At 68.8% G+C, this 16,902-nt stretch carries 18 protein-coding genes and 1 tRNA gene; 11 read left to right on the top strand and 8 right to left on the bottom strand.

Annotation, left to right across the window (positions count from 1 at the left end; all coding sequences use genetic code 11):
* Nucleotides 1-4 precede the first annotated feature (4 nt).
* Entirely contained in the window at nt 5-283 is a 279-nt protein-coding gene (locus tag LRS14_RS16900; RefSeq protein ID WP_257800251.1) for a hypothetical protein, read from the bottom strand.
* A 117-nt stretch (nt 284-400) separates the two neighbouring features.
* Between LRS14_RS16900 and hemA the strand changes: the two genes are divergently transcribed.
* The 6 genes from hemA (at nt 401) to LRS14_RS16870 (ending at nt 5,404) form a co-directional block, all read left to right on the top strand.
* Complete coding sequence (gene hemA, locus LRS14_RS16895) at nt 401-1,699, top strand: glutamyl-tRNA reductase (protein WP_257800250.1); 1,299 nt, start codon at nt 401-403, stop codon at nt 1,697-1,699.
* Nucleotides 1,700-1,786: 87 nt separating this feature from the next.
* The gene (gene prfA, locus LRS14_RS16890) at nt 1,787-2,881 is read left to right on the top strand and encodes a peptide chain release factor 1 (RefSeq protein WP_046111153.1); all 1,095 of its coding nucleotides are present in this window, start codon (nt 1,787-1,789) and stop codon (nt 2,879-2,881) included.
* Nucleotides 2,874-3,719 carry a peptide chain release factor N(5)-glutamine methyltransferase gene (gene prmC, locus LRS14_RS16885; RefSeq protein WP_257800249.1) on the top strand — a complete coding sequence of 282 codons (846 nt, stop codon included), beginning with the start codon at nt 2,874-2,876 and terminating at the stop codon, nt 3,717-3,719. Before prfA ends, prmC begins: the two co-directional genes overlap by 8 nt.
* Before the next feature lie 93 nt (nt 3,720-3,812).
* The gene (locus LRS14_RS16880) at nt 3,813-4,397 is read left to right on the top strand and encodes a hypothetical protein (RefSeq protein WP_046111151.1); all 585 of its coding nucleotides are present in this window, start codon (nt 3,813-3,815) and stop codon (nt 4,395-4,397) included.
* Between the two features lie 102 nt (nt 4,398-4,499).
* Nucleotides 4,500-4,817 (top strand): Grx4 family monothiol glutaredoxin, encoded by a 318-nt coding sequence (gene grxD, locus LRS14_RS16875; protein WP_046111150.1) that lies wholly within the window; start codon nt 4,500-4,502, stop codon nt 4,815-4,817.
* Nucleotides 4,817-5,404, top strand: a complete 588-nt coding sequence (locus LRS14_RS16870) for a UbiX family flavin prenyltransferase (protein ID WP_046111149.1) — start codon at nt 4,817-4,819, stop codon at nt 5,402-5,404. Before grxD ends, LRS14_RS16870 begins: the two co-directional genes overlap by 1 nt.
* 21 nt (nt 5,405-5,425) lie before the next feature.
* Here LRS14_RS16870 and LRS14_RS16865 read toward each other — a convergent pair whose 3' ends face one another.
* The 3 genes from LRS14_RS16865 to LRS14_RS16855 are packed head-to-tail and all read right to left on the bottom strand — an operon-like array spanning nt 5,426 to nt 8,915.
* Nucleotides 5,426-6,067, bottom strand: coding sequence for a lytic transglycosylase domain-containing protein (locus tag LRS14_RS16865; RefSeq protein ID WP_257800248.1), 642 nt, complete (start codon nt 6,065-6,067; stop codon nt 5,426-5,428).
* A complete protein-coding gene (locus LRS14_RS30325; protein ID WP_257800247.1) occupies nt 6,064-7,158 on the bottom strand; it encodes a DUF418 domain-containing protein in 1,095 nt (364 codons plus the stop codon). Before LRS14_RS30325 ends, LRS14_RS16865 begins: the two co-directional genes overlap by 4 nt.
* On the bottom strand, nt 7,155-8,915 hold the full coding sequence (locus LRS14_RS16855) for a proline--tRNA ligase (protein WP_257800246.1): 1,761 nt from the start codon (nt 8,913-8,915) through the stop codon (nt 7,155-7,157). Before LRS14_RS16855 ends, LRS14_RS30325 begins: the two co-directional genes overlap by 4 nt.
* 138 nt (nt 8,916-9,053) lie before the next feature.
* Between LRS14_RS16855 and LRS14_RS16850 the strand changes: the two genes are divergently transcribed.
* Nucleotides 9,054-9,644, top strand: coding sequence for an RNA pyrophosphohydrolase (locus tag LRS14_RS16850; protein ID WP_257800245.1), 591 nt, complete (start codon nt 9,054-9,056; stop codon nt 9,642-9,644).
* Nucleotides 9,645-9,675: 31 nt separating this feature from the next.
* On the opposite strand, the gene proB is transcribed toward LRS14_RS16850, so the two are convergent.
* The 4 genes from proB to rplU form a co-directional block, all read right to left on the bottom strand.
* Nucleotides 9,676-10,794, bottom strand: coding sequence for a glutamate 5-kinase (gene proB, locus LRS14_RS16845; protein ID WP_257800244.1), 1,119 nt, complete (start codon nt 10,792-10,794; stop codon nt 9,676-9,678).
* Nucleotides 10,787-11,857: an Obg family GTPase CgtA gene (gene cgtA / locus LRS14_RS16840; RefSeq protein WP_046111143.1), complete on the bottom strand. Its 1,071-nt coding sequence runs from the start codon at nt 11,855-11,857 to the stop codon at nt 10,787-10,789. The genes proB and cgtA overlap by 8 nt, the downstream gene beginning before the upstream one ends.
* An 86-nt stretch (nt 11,858-11,943) precedes the next feature.
* A complete protein-coding gene (rpmA, locus tag LRS14_RS16835) occupies nt 11,944-12,201 on the bottom strand; it encodes a 50S ribosomal protein L27 (protein ID WP_046111142.1) in 258 nt (85 codons plus the stop codon).
* Between the two features lie 29 nt (nt 12,202-12,230).
* A complete protein-coding gene (gene rplU / locus LRS14_RS16830; protein WP_046111141.1) occupies nt 12,231-12,542 on the bottom strand; it encodes a 50S ribosomal protein L21 in 312 nt (103 codons plus the stop codon).
* Between the two features lie 146 nt (nt 12,543-12,688).
* Here rplU and ispB point away from each other — a divergent pair, with 146 nt between their 5' ends.
* From ispB to LRS14_RS16810, 4 genes are all read left to right on the top strand, one after another.
* Complete coding sequence (ispB, locus tag LRS14_RS16825) at nt 12,689-13,699, top strand: octaprenyl diphosphate synthase (RefSeq protein ID WP_404977562.1); 1,011 nt, start codon at nt 12,689-12,691, stop codon at nt 13,697-13,699.
* Between the two features lie 25 nt (nt 13,700-13,724).
* A tRNA-Pro gene (locus LRS14_RS16820) sits at nt 13,725-13,801 on the top strand.
* 139 nt (nt 13,802-13,940) lie between these two features.
* A complete protein-coding gene (gene pilB / locus LRS14_RS16815; RefSeq protein WP_046111139.1) occupies nt 13,941-15,659 on the top strand; it encodes a type IV-A pilus assembly ATPase PilB in 1,719 nt (572 codons plus the stop codon).
* Nucleotides 15,660-15,679: 20 nt separating this feature from the next.
* Complete coding sequence (locus tag LRS14_RS16810) at nt 15,680-16,900, top strand: type II secretion system F family protein (protein WP_257800243.1); 1,221 nt, start codon at nt 15,680-15,682, stop codon at nt 16,898-16,900.
* The last annotated feature ends 2 nt before the right edge of the window (nt 16,901-16,902 follow it).

The following is a 16,902-nucleotide window of genomic DNA, read 5'->3' as shown; positions in this document are numbered from 1 at the left end:
TGCTTCAGCGGGCGCGGCCGAAGCCGGCCCACCACAGCGCGGTGGCGCAGGCCAGCACCATCGCGCCATAGGTCAGCATGCGCCCGTCCTGCCCCAGCACCACCAGCCCGGCCAGCAGCACCGCGGCACCCGCACTGAAAGCCCACAGCAGCAGCCGCAGGTAGCTGGCCTTCGCGAGCTCCTTGCGCCACAGCAGCTTGGCGGCGGCCGCCGCGATCAGGCCCACGCCCAGCGCGGGCGCAAAGAGGTTCAACACATGCCAGAAGGCGTCGAGGAAATCCATCGGCGAGGGCGTGAAGGCGCAAAGGTTGATGCAGCGCAAGCGCGATGCAGTGGGACGAGGGTGGCGATGCACCTTGCGGGACGCTGGGATAGCTGGTCAATTTTATAATTCCCCCTTATGAGCGTGTTTGCCCTCGGCCTGAACCACAACACCGCCCCGCTGGACCTGCGTGGCCGGTTTGCGTTCACGCCCGAGCAACTGCCGCCCGCGCTGCGTGGTTTCCGCGAGCGGGTGCAGCGCAGCGGGGCCGAGGCGGCGCTGCTGTCCACCTGCAATCGCACCGAGCTGTACGTGGCCGCCGAGCCCGCCGGCGTGCGCGAGCTGGTGCGCCCGGCGATCGACTGGCTGGCGTCGCAGGGTGGCGTCAGCGGGGCCGATCTGATGTCGCACACCTACGTCGAGGAAGACCGCGCCGCCGCGCGCCATGCGTTCCGCGTGGCCTCGGGGCTCGATTCGATGGTGCTGGGCGAGCCGCAGATCCTCGGCCAGATGAAGCAGGCCGTGCGCGAGGCGGATGCCGCCGGCACGCTGGGCACCACGCTGCACCAGCTGTTCCAGCGCTCGTTCTCGGTGGCCAAGGAAGTGCGCAGCTCCACCGAGATCGGCTCGCACTCCATCAGCATGGCCGCCGCCTCGGTGCGGCTGGCGGCGCAGCTGTTCGAGGACCTGAAGGACATCCGCGTGCTCTTTGTCGGTGCGGGCGAGATGATCGAGCTGGTCGCCACGCACTTCGCTGCCCGCACCCCGCGCGCGATGGCGCTGGCCAACCGCACGCTGGAGCGTGGCGAGAAGCTGGCCTCGCGCTTCGGCGCCCAGGCCCTGCGCCTGGCCGACCTGCCGCAATGCCTGCACGAGTTTGATGCGGTGATCTCGTGCACCGCCAGCTCGCTGCCCATCATCGGCCTGGGCGCGGTGGAGCGGGCGGTAAAGCAGCGCAAGCACCGCCCGATGTTCATGGTCGACCTGGCCGTGCCGCGCGACATCGAGCCCGAGGTGGCGCGGCTGGACGACGTCTACCTCTACACCGTGGACGACCTCTCCGCCCTGGTGCAGACCGCCGGCGAAAAGCGCCAGGCCGCGGTGCAGCAGGCCGAGGTCATCATCGACGCCGGCGTGCAGAGCTTCGCCCACTGGCTGGACCAGCGCGCCAGCGTGCCGCTGATCCAGGCGCTCAACCGCCAGGCCGACGACTGGCGCGCCGCCGAGCTGGCCCGCGCCCGCAAGCTGCTGGCGCGGGGCGAGGACGTGGAGGCGGTGATGGACGCCCTGTCCCGCGGCCTGACGCAGAAGATGTTGCACGGCGCGCTGGCCGAGCTGAATGCGTCCGACACCGACCAGCGCGAGCAGACGGCGCAGACCATCTCGCGCCTGTTCCTGCGCCAGAGCGCCCGCACCCCCGGCGGCAGCGCGCGTTAGCGGCGCTCACCGCCCGCTTCGCCCTTCCGACGCGCCGTCCTGGCGCGCCCGCCGGCTCCCCGCCGGCCGCCCAGTTCCCCGCCCCCGATGAAAGACACCCTCCGCCACTCGCTCGACCGTCTCGTGATGCGCCTGGCCGAGCTCGATGCCAACCTGGCCGACCCGCGCGTGGCGTCGGACATGAAGCGCTACCGCACGCTGTCGCGCGAGCAGGCCGAAGTCGCCGGCGTGGTGGCCCGCTTCCAGCAGTACCAGCAGCGCGAGCGCGACCTGGCCGCCGCGCAGGAGATGCTGGCCGATGCCGAGATGGCCGAGATGGCCCGCGAAGAGATCACCGGCGCGCAGGCCGACCTCGAACGCCTGCTGACCGAGCTGCAGACCGCCCTGCTGCCGCGCGACCCCGACGACGCGCGCAACGCCTTCCTGGAAATCCGCGCCGGCACCGGCGGCGACGAATCGGCGCTGTTCGCCGGCGACCTGGCGCGCATGTACCTGCGCTGGTGCGAGCGCCAGGGCCTGCGCACCGAGCTGATGAGCGAGAGCGAATCCGAGCTGGGCGGCTACAAGGAAGTGGTCATCCGCGTGGAAGGCGAGCGGGTGTACGAGCGGCTGAAGTTCGAATCCGGCGGCCACCGCGTGCAGCGCGTGCCCGTCACCGAAAGCCAGGGCCGCATCCACACCAGCGCCTGCACCGTGGCCGTGATGCCCGAGCCCGACGAAGCCGAGGAAGTGCAGCTCAACCCGGCCGACCTGCGCATCGACACCTTCCGCGCCAGCGGCGCGGGCGGCCAGCACATCAACAAGACCGACAGCGCCATCCGCATCACCCACCTGCCCACCGGGATCGTGGCGGAATGCCAGGACGACCGCTCGCAGCACCGCAACAAGGCCAAGGCGATGGCGGTGCTGGTGGCGCGCCTGCGCGACAAGGAACAGGGCGAGCGCGCCGCCAAGGAAGCCGCCACCCGCAAGAGCCTGGTGGGCACCGGCGACCGCTCCGACCGCATCCGCACCTACAACTTTCCGCAGGGTCGCATCACCGACCACCGCATCAACCTCACGCTGTACAAGCTGGGCGCGGTGATGGACGGCGACCTGGACGACGTGATCGCCGCGCTGCAGGCCGCGCAGGCCGCCGAGCAGCTGGCCGCGCTGGAAAGCGGCCAGGCCGCGCATGGCTGACGACACCGGCCGCACGGTGGCCCAGGCCCTGGCCGACGCCCGCGCCGACGGCATCGACCGGCTGGACGCCCAGCTGCTGCTGGCGCATCGCCTGGGTCGGCCGCGCACCTGGCTGCTGTCGCACGACACCGATGCGCTGCCGGCCGCCATCGACGCCGCCTTCGCCGCCGACTGCCGGGCCCGGGCCGACGCGGTGCCGCTGGCCTACCTTACCGGCCAGCATGAGTTCCATGGCCTGCTGCTGGAAGTGACGCCCGACGTGCTGGACCCGCGGCCCGACACCGAGACCCTGGTGGACTGGGCGCTGGCGGTGCTGGCCGGCCGCCCGGCCGATGCCCCGCCGCCCCGGGTGATCGACCTGGGCACCGGCTCCGGCGCCATCGCGCTGGCGCTGCGGCACGGCTGGCCGGCGGCCGAGGTGTGGGCGCTGGACGCCAGCCCGGCGGCCCTGGCCGTGGCGCAACGCAATGCCCGTCGCCTGGGCCTGCCGGTCCGCTTCGCGGCGTCCGACTGGTGGGCGCAGTGCCCGCCGGGCCGCTTCCACCTGGTGGTGAGCAACCCGCCCTACATCGCGGGCGACGATCCGCACCTGCCCGCGCTGCGGCACGAGCCGCGCATCGCCCTCACCCCGGAGGGCGACGGCCTGGCCGCGCTGCGACAGATCGTGGCCGGTGCGCCGCCGCGGCTGCATGCGGGTGGCTGGCTGCTGCTGGAGCACAGCCATGACCAGGCCGGCGACGTGGCCGCCTTGCTGCAGGCGTCTGGTTTTGACCACATCCAGCACCGACCCGACCTGGCCGGCCACCTGCGCTGCACCGGCGGCCGCTGGCCCGGCTGACGAACAGGCCAGGTTCCGCCGGCTGATCGCCGTGCACGCAAGGCGCTGGGGCAGTAGCATCAACTCACTTTCAGGGCAGGAAGGGAGCACACGATGACCCGGACCATCCCCCTCCAGCACGGCTTGGCGCTGTGCCTGGCACTGGCCACGACGGCCGCCGCAGCCGACCAGGGCCTGCGGGTGAGCGACGCGGAGGACACCTGGCCGCGCTGGCATGCCCGCATCGGCATCAACGCGCCCTCCACCCGCACGGATCTGTCCCTGGCCGCCGCGCTGCCGCGCACCCACGGCGCCCAGGTGCTGGGCGACTACTACTTCGCCGGCACCGGCTTCGAGGCCCACCGCATCACCGGCGGATTCCGCGCCACCAGCGGCCTGCTGCTGGGCAGCCGCAGCGCCGCGCTCAGCACCACGGCGATGCCTTCGGCCGGCGGGCTGTCCTTCACCCGCTCGACGCTGGACGCCTCGGGCGAAGCGGCGAGCACCGTTCCGTACCTGGGCGTGGGCTACACCGGCCTGTCGGTGCGGGGCGGCTGGGGCTTCACCGCAGACGTGGGCCTGATGGCACTCGGCGGCGGCCTGCGGGTGGGTCGCTCCCTCGGTCCGAGCCCCGACGACCTGGCGCGCGACCTGCGCCTGATGCCGGTGCTGCAACTCGGCGTGTCGTACTCGTTCTAAGCAGGTGCGGCACGGGCTTGCCCGCGCCGCCCGGTAGCACGCCGGCCGATGCCGTATAACCCCGGCTTCGTCAATCCAAACTGCCTCCTGCGGAACCACACCATGAGCGACGTCCAACAACGCATCGACAGCCTCGTCAAGGGCAACCGCGTCGTGCTCTTCATGAAAGGCACGTCCCAGTTCCCGATGTGCGGCTTCTCGGGCCGCGCCATCCAGATCCTCAAGGCCTGCGGTGTCACCGACCTGACCACCGTCAACGTGCTGGAAGACGAGCAGGTGCGCCAGGGCATCAAGGAATACGCCAACTGGCCCACCATCCCGCAGCTCTACGTCAACGGTGAATTCGTCGGCGGCTCGGACATCATGATGGAGATGTACCAGAGCGGCGAGCTGCAGCAGACGCTGACGGCCTCGGCCTGATGTCCACCCCGGCCACCCCAGGCCGCCTGCCGCGGCTGGTGGTCGGCATCACCGGCGCCAGCGGCGCCGTCTATGGCGTGCGACTGCTGCAGCGCGCCCGCGCCCTCGGCATCGAGACGCACCTGGTTGCCACACCGGCCGGCGTGCTGAATGTGCACCACGAGCTCGGCCTCGGCCGCCAGGCGCTGGAAGCGCTGGCTTCCCATGCCCATGCGCCCGGCGACATCGGCGCCTGCATTGCCAGCGGCAGCTTCGACACCGCGGCCATGGCCGTGGCGCCCTGCTCCATGAAGACACTGGCCGCCATCGCCCACGGCTTCGGCGACAACCTGCTCACGCGCGCGGCCGACGTCACGCTGAAGGAGCGCCGCCGGCTGCTGCTGATGGTGCGCGAGACGCCTTTCAACCTGGCGCACCTGCGCAACATGACGGCCGCCACCGAGATGGGCGCCATCATCTACCCGCCGCTGCCGGCCTTCTACCACCGGCCCGAGACCATCGACGCGCTGGTGGACGACACGGTGGAACGGGCCCTGGCCCTGCTGGGACTGGATGCGGCACGCCCGCGGGAGTGGACCGGGCTCTAGGCCCAGCAGGCCCGCCGGCGCTCAGGCTGCGGGCGAGGCGGTGGACTGCCAGCGCCGACGCGCGGCGAACACCGCATTCGGATATTCCGCCCGGCCGCGGCTGCCGTTGTAGCGGCCCAGCGCCAGGAACAGGTCGCCCCGCTCCTGGTCCAGGTAGTGCCGCAGGATCACGCAGCCGAAGCGCAGGTTGGTCTGCATGTGGAACAGCTGGCTGGGGTCGCCGTCACCGATCAGCCGCGACCAGAACGGCATCACCTGCATGTAGCCGCGCGCACCGGCCGAGCTGATGGCGTACTTGCGGAAAGCGCTTTCCACCTGGATCAGGCCCAGCACCAGCGCCGGCTCCAGGCCGGCGCGCGTGCTCTCGTACCAGGTGGCCTCGAGGAACTCCAACCGCGTGCGGCGTTCGGTCTTCTGCCGTTGCAGTCGCTCGCTCATGGCGCCCAGCCAGCGCAGGTAGGCCAGGCGGGCCTCCACCGTGGGAAAGCTCGGCTGCGGAGGCGCCTCGGCGGCGATGGCGGCCGACATCGCCGACCGCACGGCGTTGGCCAGCGGCTCCTCCGCCTGCGTGCCCGCGCGCGCGCCCACGCCGGGCAGCCCCCAGAGCACACCCGCACCTAGGGCCAGGCAGGCACGCCGACGCAACATCCCGGGGCGTTTCATCGGCGGCCCATCCACGCCTCGAACGGACCGCGCCAGCCCTGCCGCGCCATCGCCCGGGCGGCCGGTATCGCCAGCCACCACAGGCCCATTGCCCACGTCCAGGCGGCCAGCGGCGGCAGCGGCCAGCCCAGCCCCGCGCCGCTGAACAGCGCCAGGCAACCCAGCGAATGCAGCAGGTACAGGCTCAGCGTGCGCTGGCCCAGCGGCGCCAGGGCCTGCGGCCAGCGGCGGGCATGCAGCACCACCAGACCGACCAGTGGCACGGTCAGCATCCAGCCGATGCCGGGAGCCACGGCCGTCCACAGCGACAAGGCGCTGTCACCGCGTGCCGCGGCATCGGTGATGCTGAAGGCATAAGCCGCATTGGCCAGCAACCCCACCGGCAGCAGCCGGCGCACCCAGCGCTGCCACACCGGCCGCCAACGGCGGTGGGTGAGCAGGCGCAGCCGCGCCGCCAGCATGCCGGCGAGCATTGCCGCCCGCAGCACCGGCAGGAACAACACCAGCCCCAGCACCTGCAGCATCAGGTAGGCATTCAGGTTGAGCACGAACTGGTCGCGCCAGGAGGCGGTGGCGCCGAAGCCCTCGGACGCATCGGCCTGCGCGCTGCCGCCGGCCAGCAGCGTCAGCATCACGCTGAGCGCCACCGAGCCCAGCGCCCAGCCGCAAGCACGCAACCAGCGGGCATGCAGGCGCGACAGACGCTCACGCGCATGCGCCACCACGGTGAAGCCGCACAGCGCATACATCGTCAGGATGTCGCCGGCATAGACCAGGGCGCCGTGCAGCACGCCCAGGCCCAACAGGCGCCACAGCCGGCGGCGCCGGTCCTGCAGCGTGGCGCGGCGGCTGGCCAGCACCAGACCAGCGCCAAAGAGGAAGGCCAGCAGCGGATAGGCCTTGCCATGCAGCAGCAGCGCAGTGAGCGACTGCAGCCCCAGGGACAGCATGCTGGCCGGATCGGCCTCGCCCAGCGGCGCACCCCAGGGCCCCACGGTGTACGAGATGGCGTTGACCACCAGCACACCCACCATCGCCAGCGCCCGCAGCGCATCCAGCAGCGGGTCTCGGCGATGCGTGGGCGAGGTCACTCGGCGGCAGCCGGGGCCTTCAGGCGGGCCTGCAGATGCGAGACCAGCTCGGCCAACGCCAGCTTGGTGGCGGCGGCGTCACGCCGACCCTGGTACTCGACCTGGCCTTCCTTCAAGCCGCGGTCCGACAGCACGACGCGGTGGGGCACGCCGATCAGCTCCCAGTCAGCGAACATGGCGCCCGGGCGTTCGCCGCGATCGTCCAGCATCACGTCGATGCCCAGCCGCTGCAGGTCATCGTGCAGCTGGTCGGCCGCCGCCTTGACCTCGGCGCTGCGGTCGTAGCCGATGGGGCACAGCACCACGGTAAAGGGTGCGATGCTGTCCGGCCAGACGATGCCGCGCTCGTCATGGCTTTGCTCGATGGCCGCGCCCAAGATGCGCGTGACGCCGATGCCGTAGCAGCCCATCTCGAAGAACTGCGGCTTGCCCGCCTCGTCCAGGAAGGTGGCGTTCATCGCCTTCGAGTACTTGGTGCCGAGGTAGAACACATGGCCCACCTCGATGCCGCGCTGGATGGCCAGCACGCCCCGGCCGTCAGGCGAAGGATCGCCGGCCTGCGCATTGCGGATGTCAGCCACCTCGTCGGGCTCGGGCAGGTCGCGGCCCCAGTTCACGCCGGTGAAGTGGAAATCGGCCTCGTTGGCGCCGCAGACGAAGTCGCTCATGTTCGCCACGGTGCGGTCGGCAATCACCTTCACCGGCTTCTTCAGGCCGATGGGACCGAGGTAGCCCGGCTTGCAGCCGAAATGCTCCTCGATCTCGGCCACGGTCGCGAAGCGGTAGCCATTCTTCAGCCCGGCCAGCTTGCCGGCCTTGATCTCGTTGAGCGCATGGTCGCCGCGCACCAGCAGCAGCCACACCGTGGCCTTGACGATGTCGCCGGCTTCGTTGCGCTCGTCGGTGGCCAGCACCAGCGACTTCACCGTGCGCTCCAGCGGCAGGCCCAGCAGCGCGGCCACGTCCTCGCAGGTGGCCTTGCCGGGCGTGGGCGTCTTCTCCAGCGCCTGTGCCGGCGCGGCACGCTCGGCGAGCAGCGCAACGGATTCGGCCAGCTCGATGTTGGCGGCGTAGTCGCTGGTCGGGCAGTACACCAGCGCATCCTCCCCGGTGTCGGCGATCACCTGGAACTCATGCGAACGGTCGCCGCCGATGGCGCCGGTGTCGGCCGCCACCGCGCGGTACTGCAGGCCCAGGCGGTCGAACACCGCGCAGTAGGCGGCATACATCGCGTCGTAGCTCTTGCCGGCGGCGGCCACGTCACGGTCGAAGGAATAGGCGTCCTTCATCGTGAACTCGCGCCCGCGCATCACGCCAAAGCGCGGCCGGCGCTCGTCGCGGAACTTGGTCTGGATGTGGTAGAAATTTTTCGGCAGCTGCTTGTAGCTGCGCAGCTCCTGGCGGGCGATGTCGGTCACCGCCTCCTCGCTGGTGGGCTGGATGACGAAGTCCCGTTCATGCCGGTCCTTGACCCGCAGCAGCTCCGGGCCCATCTTGTCGAAGCGGCCGGTCTCCTGCCACAGCTCGGCCGGCTGCACCACCGGCATCAGCAGCTCGACGGCGCCGGCGCGGTTCATCTCCTCACGGATGATGGCTTCCACCTTGCGGATGACCCGCAGCCCCATCGGCATGTAGTTGTAGATGCCGGCGCCCAGGCGCTTGATGAATCCGGCGCGAAGCATCAGCTTGTGGCTGACGATCTCGGCGTCCGCGGGCGCTTCCTTCAGCGTCGAAATGAAGAACTGGCTGCTTTTCATGGGAGGTCTGAATCATGCAAGGCGAGCGCGGGGAGCGCTGCCATGTCCAGGGCGCTGACGATGCGGGAAAGCGAGACATCGCATGCCGCACCGGCCCGGTGCAATAATGATTTCAACTTATAGATTCGAGGTTTGATTATGCTCGACCGTGAAGGCTTCAGGCCGAACGTCGGCATCATCCTGCTCAACGCCCGGAACCAGGTCTTCTGGGGCAAGCGTCTGCGGACGCACTCCTGGCAATTTCCCCCAGGGGGCATCAAGCATGGCGAGACGCCCGAACAGGCCATGTTCCGCGAGCTTCACGAGGAAGTGGGGCTGCATCCGGAGCAGGTGAGGATACTGGCGCGCACCCGCGATTGGCTTCGATACGAGGTACCCGAGCACTACATCCGCCGCGATGCGCGGGGCCACTACCGCGGCCAGAAGCAGATCTGGTTCCTGTTGCGGCTCATGGGCCGCGACAGCGACATGAACCTGCGTGCCACCGACCACCCGGAGTTCGACGCCTGGCGCTGGAACGAGTATTGGGTGCCGCTGGATGTGGTGATCGAGTTCAAGCGCGACGTCTACCAGATGGCGCTCACCGAGCTCGCGCGCTTCCTGCCGCGCCCCAACCACCACAACCGCTACCTGCGCTCGGGCATGCGCCCGCATCGGCAGGACGACGGCGGCCAGCGGTCGTCGGCCCTGTCGCTGGACGGTAACCCGCAGACGACGACACCTGAATGACAGCCCGGGCCCCGCGGCCCAGGCGCTGTCATCAAGTCAGCACGAGGTTCGTGCGGTGGATCATCTCGGGCTCGTTCATGTAGCCCAGCAGGCCTTCGATCTGCGATGAAGGCTTGCGCACGATGAGCCGGGCCTCGGCGCTGGAGTAGTTGGCCAGGCCGCGCGCGATCTCGCGCCCTTCCTGCGTGCGCACCGCGATCACGTCACCGCGGTGGAACTCGCCCTGCACCTCGCTCATGCCAATGGGCAGCAGGCTCTTGCCGTCGCCCAGCAGCGCCTGCGCCGCACCCGCGTCCACCACCACCGCGCCGCGCAGCTGCAGGTGGTCAGCCATCCACTGCTTGCGCGCCGCGCGCTTGGCGGTGCTGGCCACCAGCAGCGTGCCGATCGCCTCGCCCTGCACCAGGCGCGGCAGCACGTCGGCTTCGCGACCCCAGGCGATCACGGTGCTGGCGCCGCTGCGGGCGGCCCGCTTGGCGGCCAGGATCTTCGTGATCATGCCGCCGCGGCCGATGCTGGAACCGGCGCCACCGGCCATGCGCTCCAGCTCCGGATCGCCGGCCTGGGCCACATCGACGAAGCGGGCGTCGGGGTTGTTGCGCGGGTCGGCGGTGTACAGGCCCCGCTGGTCCGTCAAGATCACCAATGCATCGGCTTCCACCAGGTTGGCCACCAGGGCGCCCAGGGTGTCGTTGTCGCCAAACTTGATCTCGTCGTTGACGACGGTGTCGTTCTCGTTGATGACCGGAATGACCTTCAGGCCCAGCAGCGTCAGCAGCGTGGAGCGGGCGTTCAGGTAACGCTCGCGGTCCGCCAGGTCGGCATGCGTGAGCAGCACCTGCGCACTGCCCATGCCGTGCTCCGACAGCTTGCTCTCGTACATCTGTGCCAAGCCCATCTGGCCGACGGCCGCGGCGGCCTGCAGCTCGTGCAGCTCCTTCGGCCGCGTGGTCCAGCCCAGGCGCTTCATGCCCTCGGCGATGGCGCCGCTGGACACCATCACCACCTCGCGGCCGCCCTCGGCCAGGGCCGCGAGCTGGCGGCACCAGTTGCCGATGGCCTCGGCATCGACGCCGCGGCCTTCGTTGGTGACCAGGCTGGAACCGACCTTGACGACGATGCGCCGGGCCGTTTTCAGTTCGTCATTCATCTTGCGCAACAGGGGCGTCGAAACGCGGATCAGGGTCGGGCATCGGCGCGTTCTTCTCGGCCGCAACGTGGTCGTACACCGCATGGATCAGCGGCTCCAGGCCCTCCCGGGTGAGCGCGGAGATCTCGAAGACCGGGCCCTTCCACTTCATGCGCTTGACGAAGTCCTTGATGCGCGCGGCCCGCTCCTCGGCCGGCACCATGTCCAGCTTGTTGAGCACCAGCCAGCGCGGCTTGTCGTGCAGGGATTCGTCGTAGCGCTTGAGCTCCTTGATGATGCCCTTGGCCTGCGCCACCGGGTCCACGGCCTCGTCGAACGGCGCCATGTCCACGAGATGCAGCAGCAGGCGGGTGCGCTGAAGGTGCCGCAGGAAGCGGTGGCCGAGGCCGGCGCCATCGGCCGCACCTTCGATCAGGCCCGGCACGTCGGCGACGACGAAGCTCTTCTCCGGCGCCACGCGCACCACGCCCAGGTTGGGATGCAGCGTGGTGAACGGGTAGTCGGCGATCTTCGGCCGGGCGTTCGAGATGGCCGCGATCAGCGTGCTCTTGCCGGCGTTGGGCATGCCCAGCAGGCCCACGTCGGCCAGCACGCGCAGCTCGAGCTTGAGCTTCTTCGCCTCGCCGGGCCAGCCGGGCGTCTTCTGCCGCGGCGCGCGGTTGGTGCTGCTCTTGAAATGCAGGTTGCCGAAGCCGCCGTCGCCGCCCTTGCAGATCAGCACCGGCTCGCCGGGCACCAGCAGCTCGGCGATGACTTCGTTCTTGTCGATGTCGGTGATGATGGTGCCCACCGGCATGCGCAGCACGATGTCCTCGGCGGCCGCCCCGAACTGGTCGGAGCCGCGACCGGCCTCGCCGTTCTTGGCCTCGTGGCGGCGCGCGTAGCGGTAGTCGATCAGCGTGTTGAGGTTGCGGTCGGCCACCGCGTACACGCTGCCGCCGCGCCCGCCGTCGCCGCCGTTGGGGCCGCCGAAGGGGATGAACTTCTCTCGCCGGAAGCTCGCGCAGCCGGCGCCGCCGTCACCGGCGGCTGCATCAATGGTGGCTTCGTCAACGAACTTCATGGTCGGGAGATCTTAGAAGCAAAAAGACAAAGGCCCCGGCAAGCCGGGGCCTCGCAGCGGTGCCGGCTGCCTGGGCAGCCGGACCGTCACACGGGGGTGACGAACACCGTCTGGCGGTTGCGCTCGCCCTTGATGGCGAACGAGACCTGGCCATCGACCAGCGCGAACAGCGTGTGGTCCTTGCCGATGCCGACGTTGGTGCCGGCATGGAACTTGGTGCCACGCTGGCGCACGATGATCGAGCCGGCCGAGACGGCCTGGCCGCCAAAGGCCTTCACGCCCAGCATCTTCGGTTTGGAGTCGCGGCCGTTCCGTGTGGAACCGCCGCCTTTTTTCTGTGCCATGGATCAATGCTCCTGAATTAGCGACGACGTCAGAGCGTCACGGCACCGATCTCGAGCTCGGTGTAGGTCTGACGATGACCACCGTGCTTCTGATAGTGCTTGCGACGGCGCATCTTGAAGATGCGGACCTTGTCGTGCTTGCCTTGCGCCACAACGGTGGCCTTCACGCTGGCGCCGGCAACCAGGGGCGTGCCGACCGTGAGCTCTGCGCCGTTTCCGACGGCGAGCACCTGGTCAATCACGATTTCCTGGCCAACGTCCGCAGCAATCTGTTCTACCTTGATCTTCTCGCCGGAAGCAACCTTGTATTGCTTGCCACCGGTTTTTATGACCGCGTACATGTCAACCCTTTCAATCATCCGCACCCCAAGGACGACCCTTGGCGCGCGGAACCCGGCATTATAGCCTGATCCGCGGGCTTGGCAACAAGCGGGGCAGCCAGCCGGCGGAGCGTCACGGCGATGTTCCTATAATCGCGGGCTACCCAATGTCGTCCACTTCCCCTAACGCCAACGTGACTTCGCCTGCCCCCTCCACCCCTCTCGCCGTCGATCCGATGGCGCACGAGATGCAGGCAGTGGACGCCGCCATCACCGAGCGCCTGCGCTCCGACGTGGTGCTGATCAACCAGATCTCGCACTACATCGTCAGCGCGGGCGGCAAGCGCATCCGCCCGCGGCTGGTGCTGCTGTTTGCCAATGCCCTCGGTTTCACCGGCCCGGAGCGCTTCACGCTGGCCGCCACGGTGGAATTCATCCACACGGCCACGCTGCTGCACGACGACGTGGTGGACGAGTCGTCACTGCGCCGCGGTCGCCAGACGGCCAATGCCATGTTCGGCAACGCCGCCAGCGTGCTGGTGGGCGACTTCCTGTACTCCCGTGCCTTCCAGCTGATGGTGTCGGTCGACCGCATGCGCGTGCTCGACGTGCTGGCCGACGCCACCAACGTCATCGCCGAGGGCGAGGTGCTGCAGCTGATGAACATGCACGACCCCGACCTGGCGGTCGACGACTACCTGCGCGTGATCCGCTACAAGACGGCCAAGCTGTTCGAGGCCAGCGCGCGCCTGGGCGCGGTGCTGGCCGATGCGCCGCGCGAGCTGGAAGACCGTTGCGCCGACTATGGCCGCTCGCTGGGTACCGCCTTCCAGCTGGTGGACGACCTGCTGGACTACCAGGGTGCCACCGCCGAGCTGGGCAAGAACGTCGGCGACGACCTGCGCGAGGGCAAGCCTACGCTGCCGCTGCTGGTGGCGATGGAGCGCGGTACCGCCGCGCAGCGCCAGCTGATCCGCCACGCCATCGAGCAGGGCGAGATCGAGCGGCTGGACGAGATCGTGCAGATCGTGCGCAGCACCGGTGCGCTGGAAGCCACGCGGGAGGCCGCACGCCAGGAGGCCGACAAGGCGCGTGACTGCCTCAGCGCGATACCCCCTTCCCAATTCAAGGAAGCGCTGCTAGACTTATGCGTTCAGTCAGTTGATCGCTCGTACTAGCTAGTTGGGCACAACAAGAAGAAATCGGGGTGTAGCTTAGCCTGGTAGAGCGCTACGTTCGGGACGTAGAGGCCGGAGGTTCGAATCCTCTCACCCCGACCAGGACACACGAAATAGGCCGCAGCAATGCGGCCTTTTTCATTGGCGCCACGATTTGAATGTAGGTGCTACAGCGGCCCCTGTTCCGGGGCTTGCGGTTGCCGGCGCGAACTACACTGCGGCCGAAGTCAAAAGTTGCCCTGTGGATACTGTCGCCGACGCCGCCCAATCGAGCCTGTCCGGAGTCGCCCGTGTGCTGGTGCATGCGGGCCGGTTGCAGCCGCGCCAGGCGGAAGCGCTGGCGGCCCAGGCGCGTGAAAGACGGGTGAGCTTCGTCTCGGCGCTGGTGGCCGCCGGCACGGTGTCCGCCTCGGACCTGGCGCACACGCTGTCCAATGCCCTGGCGGTGCCGCTGCTGGACCTGAAGGCGGTGGACGTGGAGCGGCTGCCGCGCAACGTCATTGACAACAAGCTGGCCAGCCAGTACCAGGTGGTGGTGCTGGGCCGGCGCGGCAACCGCCTGTTCATCGGCGGCGCCGATCCCACCGACCAGGAAGCGATCGAGCGCATCAAGTTCGCCACCCAGCTGTCGCCCGAGTGGGTGCTGGTGGAGTACGACAAGCTGGCCGCGTTGATGGAGGCGCTGGGCGCCACCGTCAACGAGGCACTGGAAAGCCTCGCCGGCGGCGACTTCGACTTCGACGTCAACGACGAGGCCGCGGCCGACGAACAGGCCAACGAGGTGGTGTCGGAGGTGGAAGACGCGCCGGTGGTGCGCTTCCTGCAGAAGATGCTGATCGACGCGATCAACGCGCGTGCGTCCGACCTGCACTTCGAGCCCTACGAGTACCACTACCGCGTGCGCTTCCGCATCGACGGCGAGCTGCGCGAGATCACGCAGCCGCCGGTGGCCATCAAGGACAAGCTGGCCTCGCGCATCAAGGTCATCAGCCGGCTGGACATCTCCGAGAAGCGCGTGCCGCAGGACGGCCGCATGAAGCTGAAGTTCGGCAACAAGGCGATCGACTTCCGCGTGAGCACGCTGCCGACCCTGTTCGGCGAGAAGATCGTGATCCGGATCCTGGATCCGTCGTCGGCCAAGCTGGGCATCGAGGCACTGGGCTACGAGAAGATCGAGAAGGATCGGCTGATGGCCGCGATCCAGCGGCCCTACGGGATGATCCTGGTCACCGGACCCACCGGCTCGGGCAAGACGGTGTCGCTGTACACCTGCCTGAACATGCTCAACCAGCCGGGCGTCAACATCGCCACGGTGGAAGACCCGGCGGAAATCAACCTGCCCGGCATCAACCAGGTGAACGTGAACGACAAGGCCGGCATGACCTTCGCGGTCGCGCTGAAGTCCTTCCTGCGGCAGGACCCGGACATCATCATGGTGGGCGAGATCCGCGACCTGGACACCGCCGACATCGCGATCAAGGCCGCGCAGACCGGCCACCTGGTGATGTCCACGCTGCACACCAACGACGCGCCCACCACCCTCACCCGCCTGATGAACATGGGCGTGGCGCCGTTCAACATCGCGGCCAGCGTGCTGCTGATCACCGCCCAGCGGCTGGCGCGCCGGCTGTGCGAGAACTGCAAGGCGCCGGCCGAATACCCGCGCGAAGCCCTCAAGCGCGCGGGCTTTCGTGACGAAGACCTGGATGGCACCTGGAAGCCGTACCGGGCGATCGGGTGCTCGGCCTGCAACAACGGCTACAAGGGCCGCGTGGGTCTGTACCAGGTGATGCCGATCACCGAGGCCATCCAGCGCATCATCCTGTCGGAGGGCACGGCCCTGGACATCGCCAAGCAGGCGCAGATCGAGGGCGTGCGAGACCTTCGGCAGTCGGGCCTGGTGAAGGTGCGGGCAGGCGTGACCACGCTGGAAGAAGTGATCACGGTCACCAACGAATAGACGTTCGGGGAAGGTCTGGAATGGCGACTGCTGCAGCCGCGAAGAACATCAAGGAATTTGTCTTCGAGTGGGAAGGCAAGGACAAGAACGGCAAGACCGTTCGTGGTGAGATCCGCTCCGGTGGCGAGGCCGCGGTGAGCGCCATGCTGCGCCGCCAGGGCGTGATGATCACCAAGGTGAAGAAGCGCCGGATGTCGGGTGGCAAGTCCATCAAGCAGAAGGACATCGCCATCTTCACCCGCCAGCTGGCCACGATGATGAAGGCCGGCGTGCCGCTGCTGCAGTCGTTCGACATCGTGGCGCGCGGCAGCACCAACCCCAAGCTGACCCGGCTGCTCAACGACATCCGCTCCGACGTGGAGACCGGCACCAGCCTGTCGGCCGCCTTCCGCAAGCATCCGCTGCACTTCAATGCGCTGTACGCCAACCTGGTGGAAGCCGGCGAGGCGGGCGGCATCCTGGAGCAGCTCCTGGAACGCCTGGCGCTGTACGAGGAAAAGACGCTGGCGCTGAAGTCGAAGATCAAGTCGGCGCTGATGTACCCGGTGGCGGTGATGGTGGTGGCCTTCGTGGTGCTGACGGTGATCATGCTGTTCGTGATCCCGGCCTTCAAGGATGTGTTCAGCTCCTTCGGCGCCGACCTGCCGGCGCCCACGCTGTTCGTGATCGCGCTGTCGGAGTTCTTCGTCGGCTACTGGTGGGTGATCTTCGGCGTGCTGTTCGGCGGCGGCTACTTCTTCATGCAGAGCTGGCGCCGCTCCGAGAAGATGCAGATCGCGATGGACCGGCTGCTGCTGCGCATCCCGGTGTTCGGCGAGCTGATCAACAAGAGCGTGATCGCACGCTGGACGCGCACCCTGTCCACGATGTTTGCGGCCGGCGTGCCGCTGGTGGAGGCGCTGGATTCGGTGGGCGGGGCTTCCGGCAACGCGGTGTACGCGATGGCCACCGAGAAGATCCAGAAGGACGTGTCCACCGGCTCGGCGCTGACCACCGCGATGCAGTCCACCGGCGTGTTCCCCACGATGGTGCTGCAGATGGCCTCCATCGGCGAGGAATCCGGCTCCCTGGACCACATGCTGGGCAAGGCGGCCGAGTTCTACGAGGACGAGGTGGACGAGATGGTCAAGGGCCTGTCCAGCCTGATGGAGCCGTTCATCATCGTCATCCTGGGCACGCTGATCGGCGGCATCGTGGTGTCGATGTACCTGCCCATCTTCAAGCTCGGCGCGGTCGTCTAGAC

It is taken from the genome of Aquincola sp. J276, assembly GCF_024700035.1.
Classification (GTDB): Bacteria; Pseudomonadota; Gammaproteobacteria; order Burkholderiales; family Burkholderiaceae_C; genus Aquincola; species Aquincola tertiaricarbonis.
The sequence above is the reverse complement of the archived record's forward strand: the minus strand, read 5'-3'. Positions and strand labels throughout refer to the sequence as shown.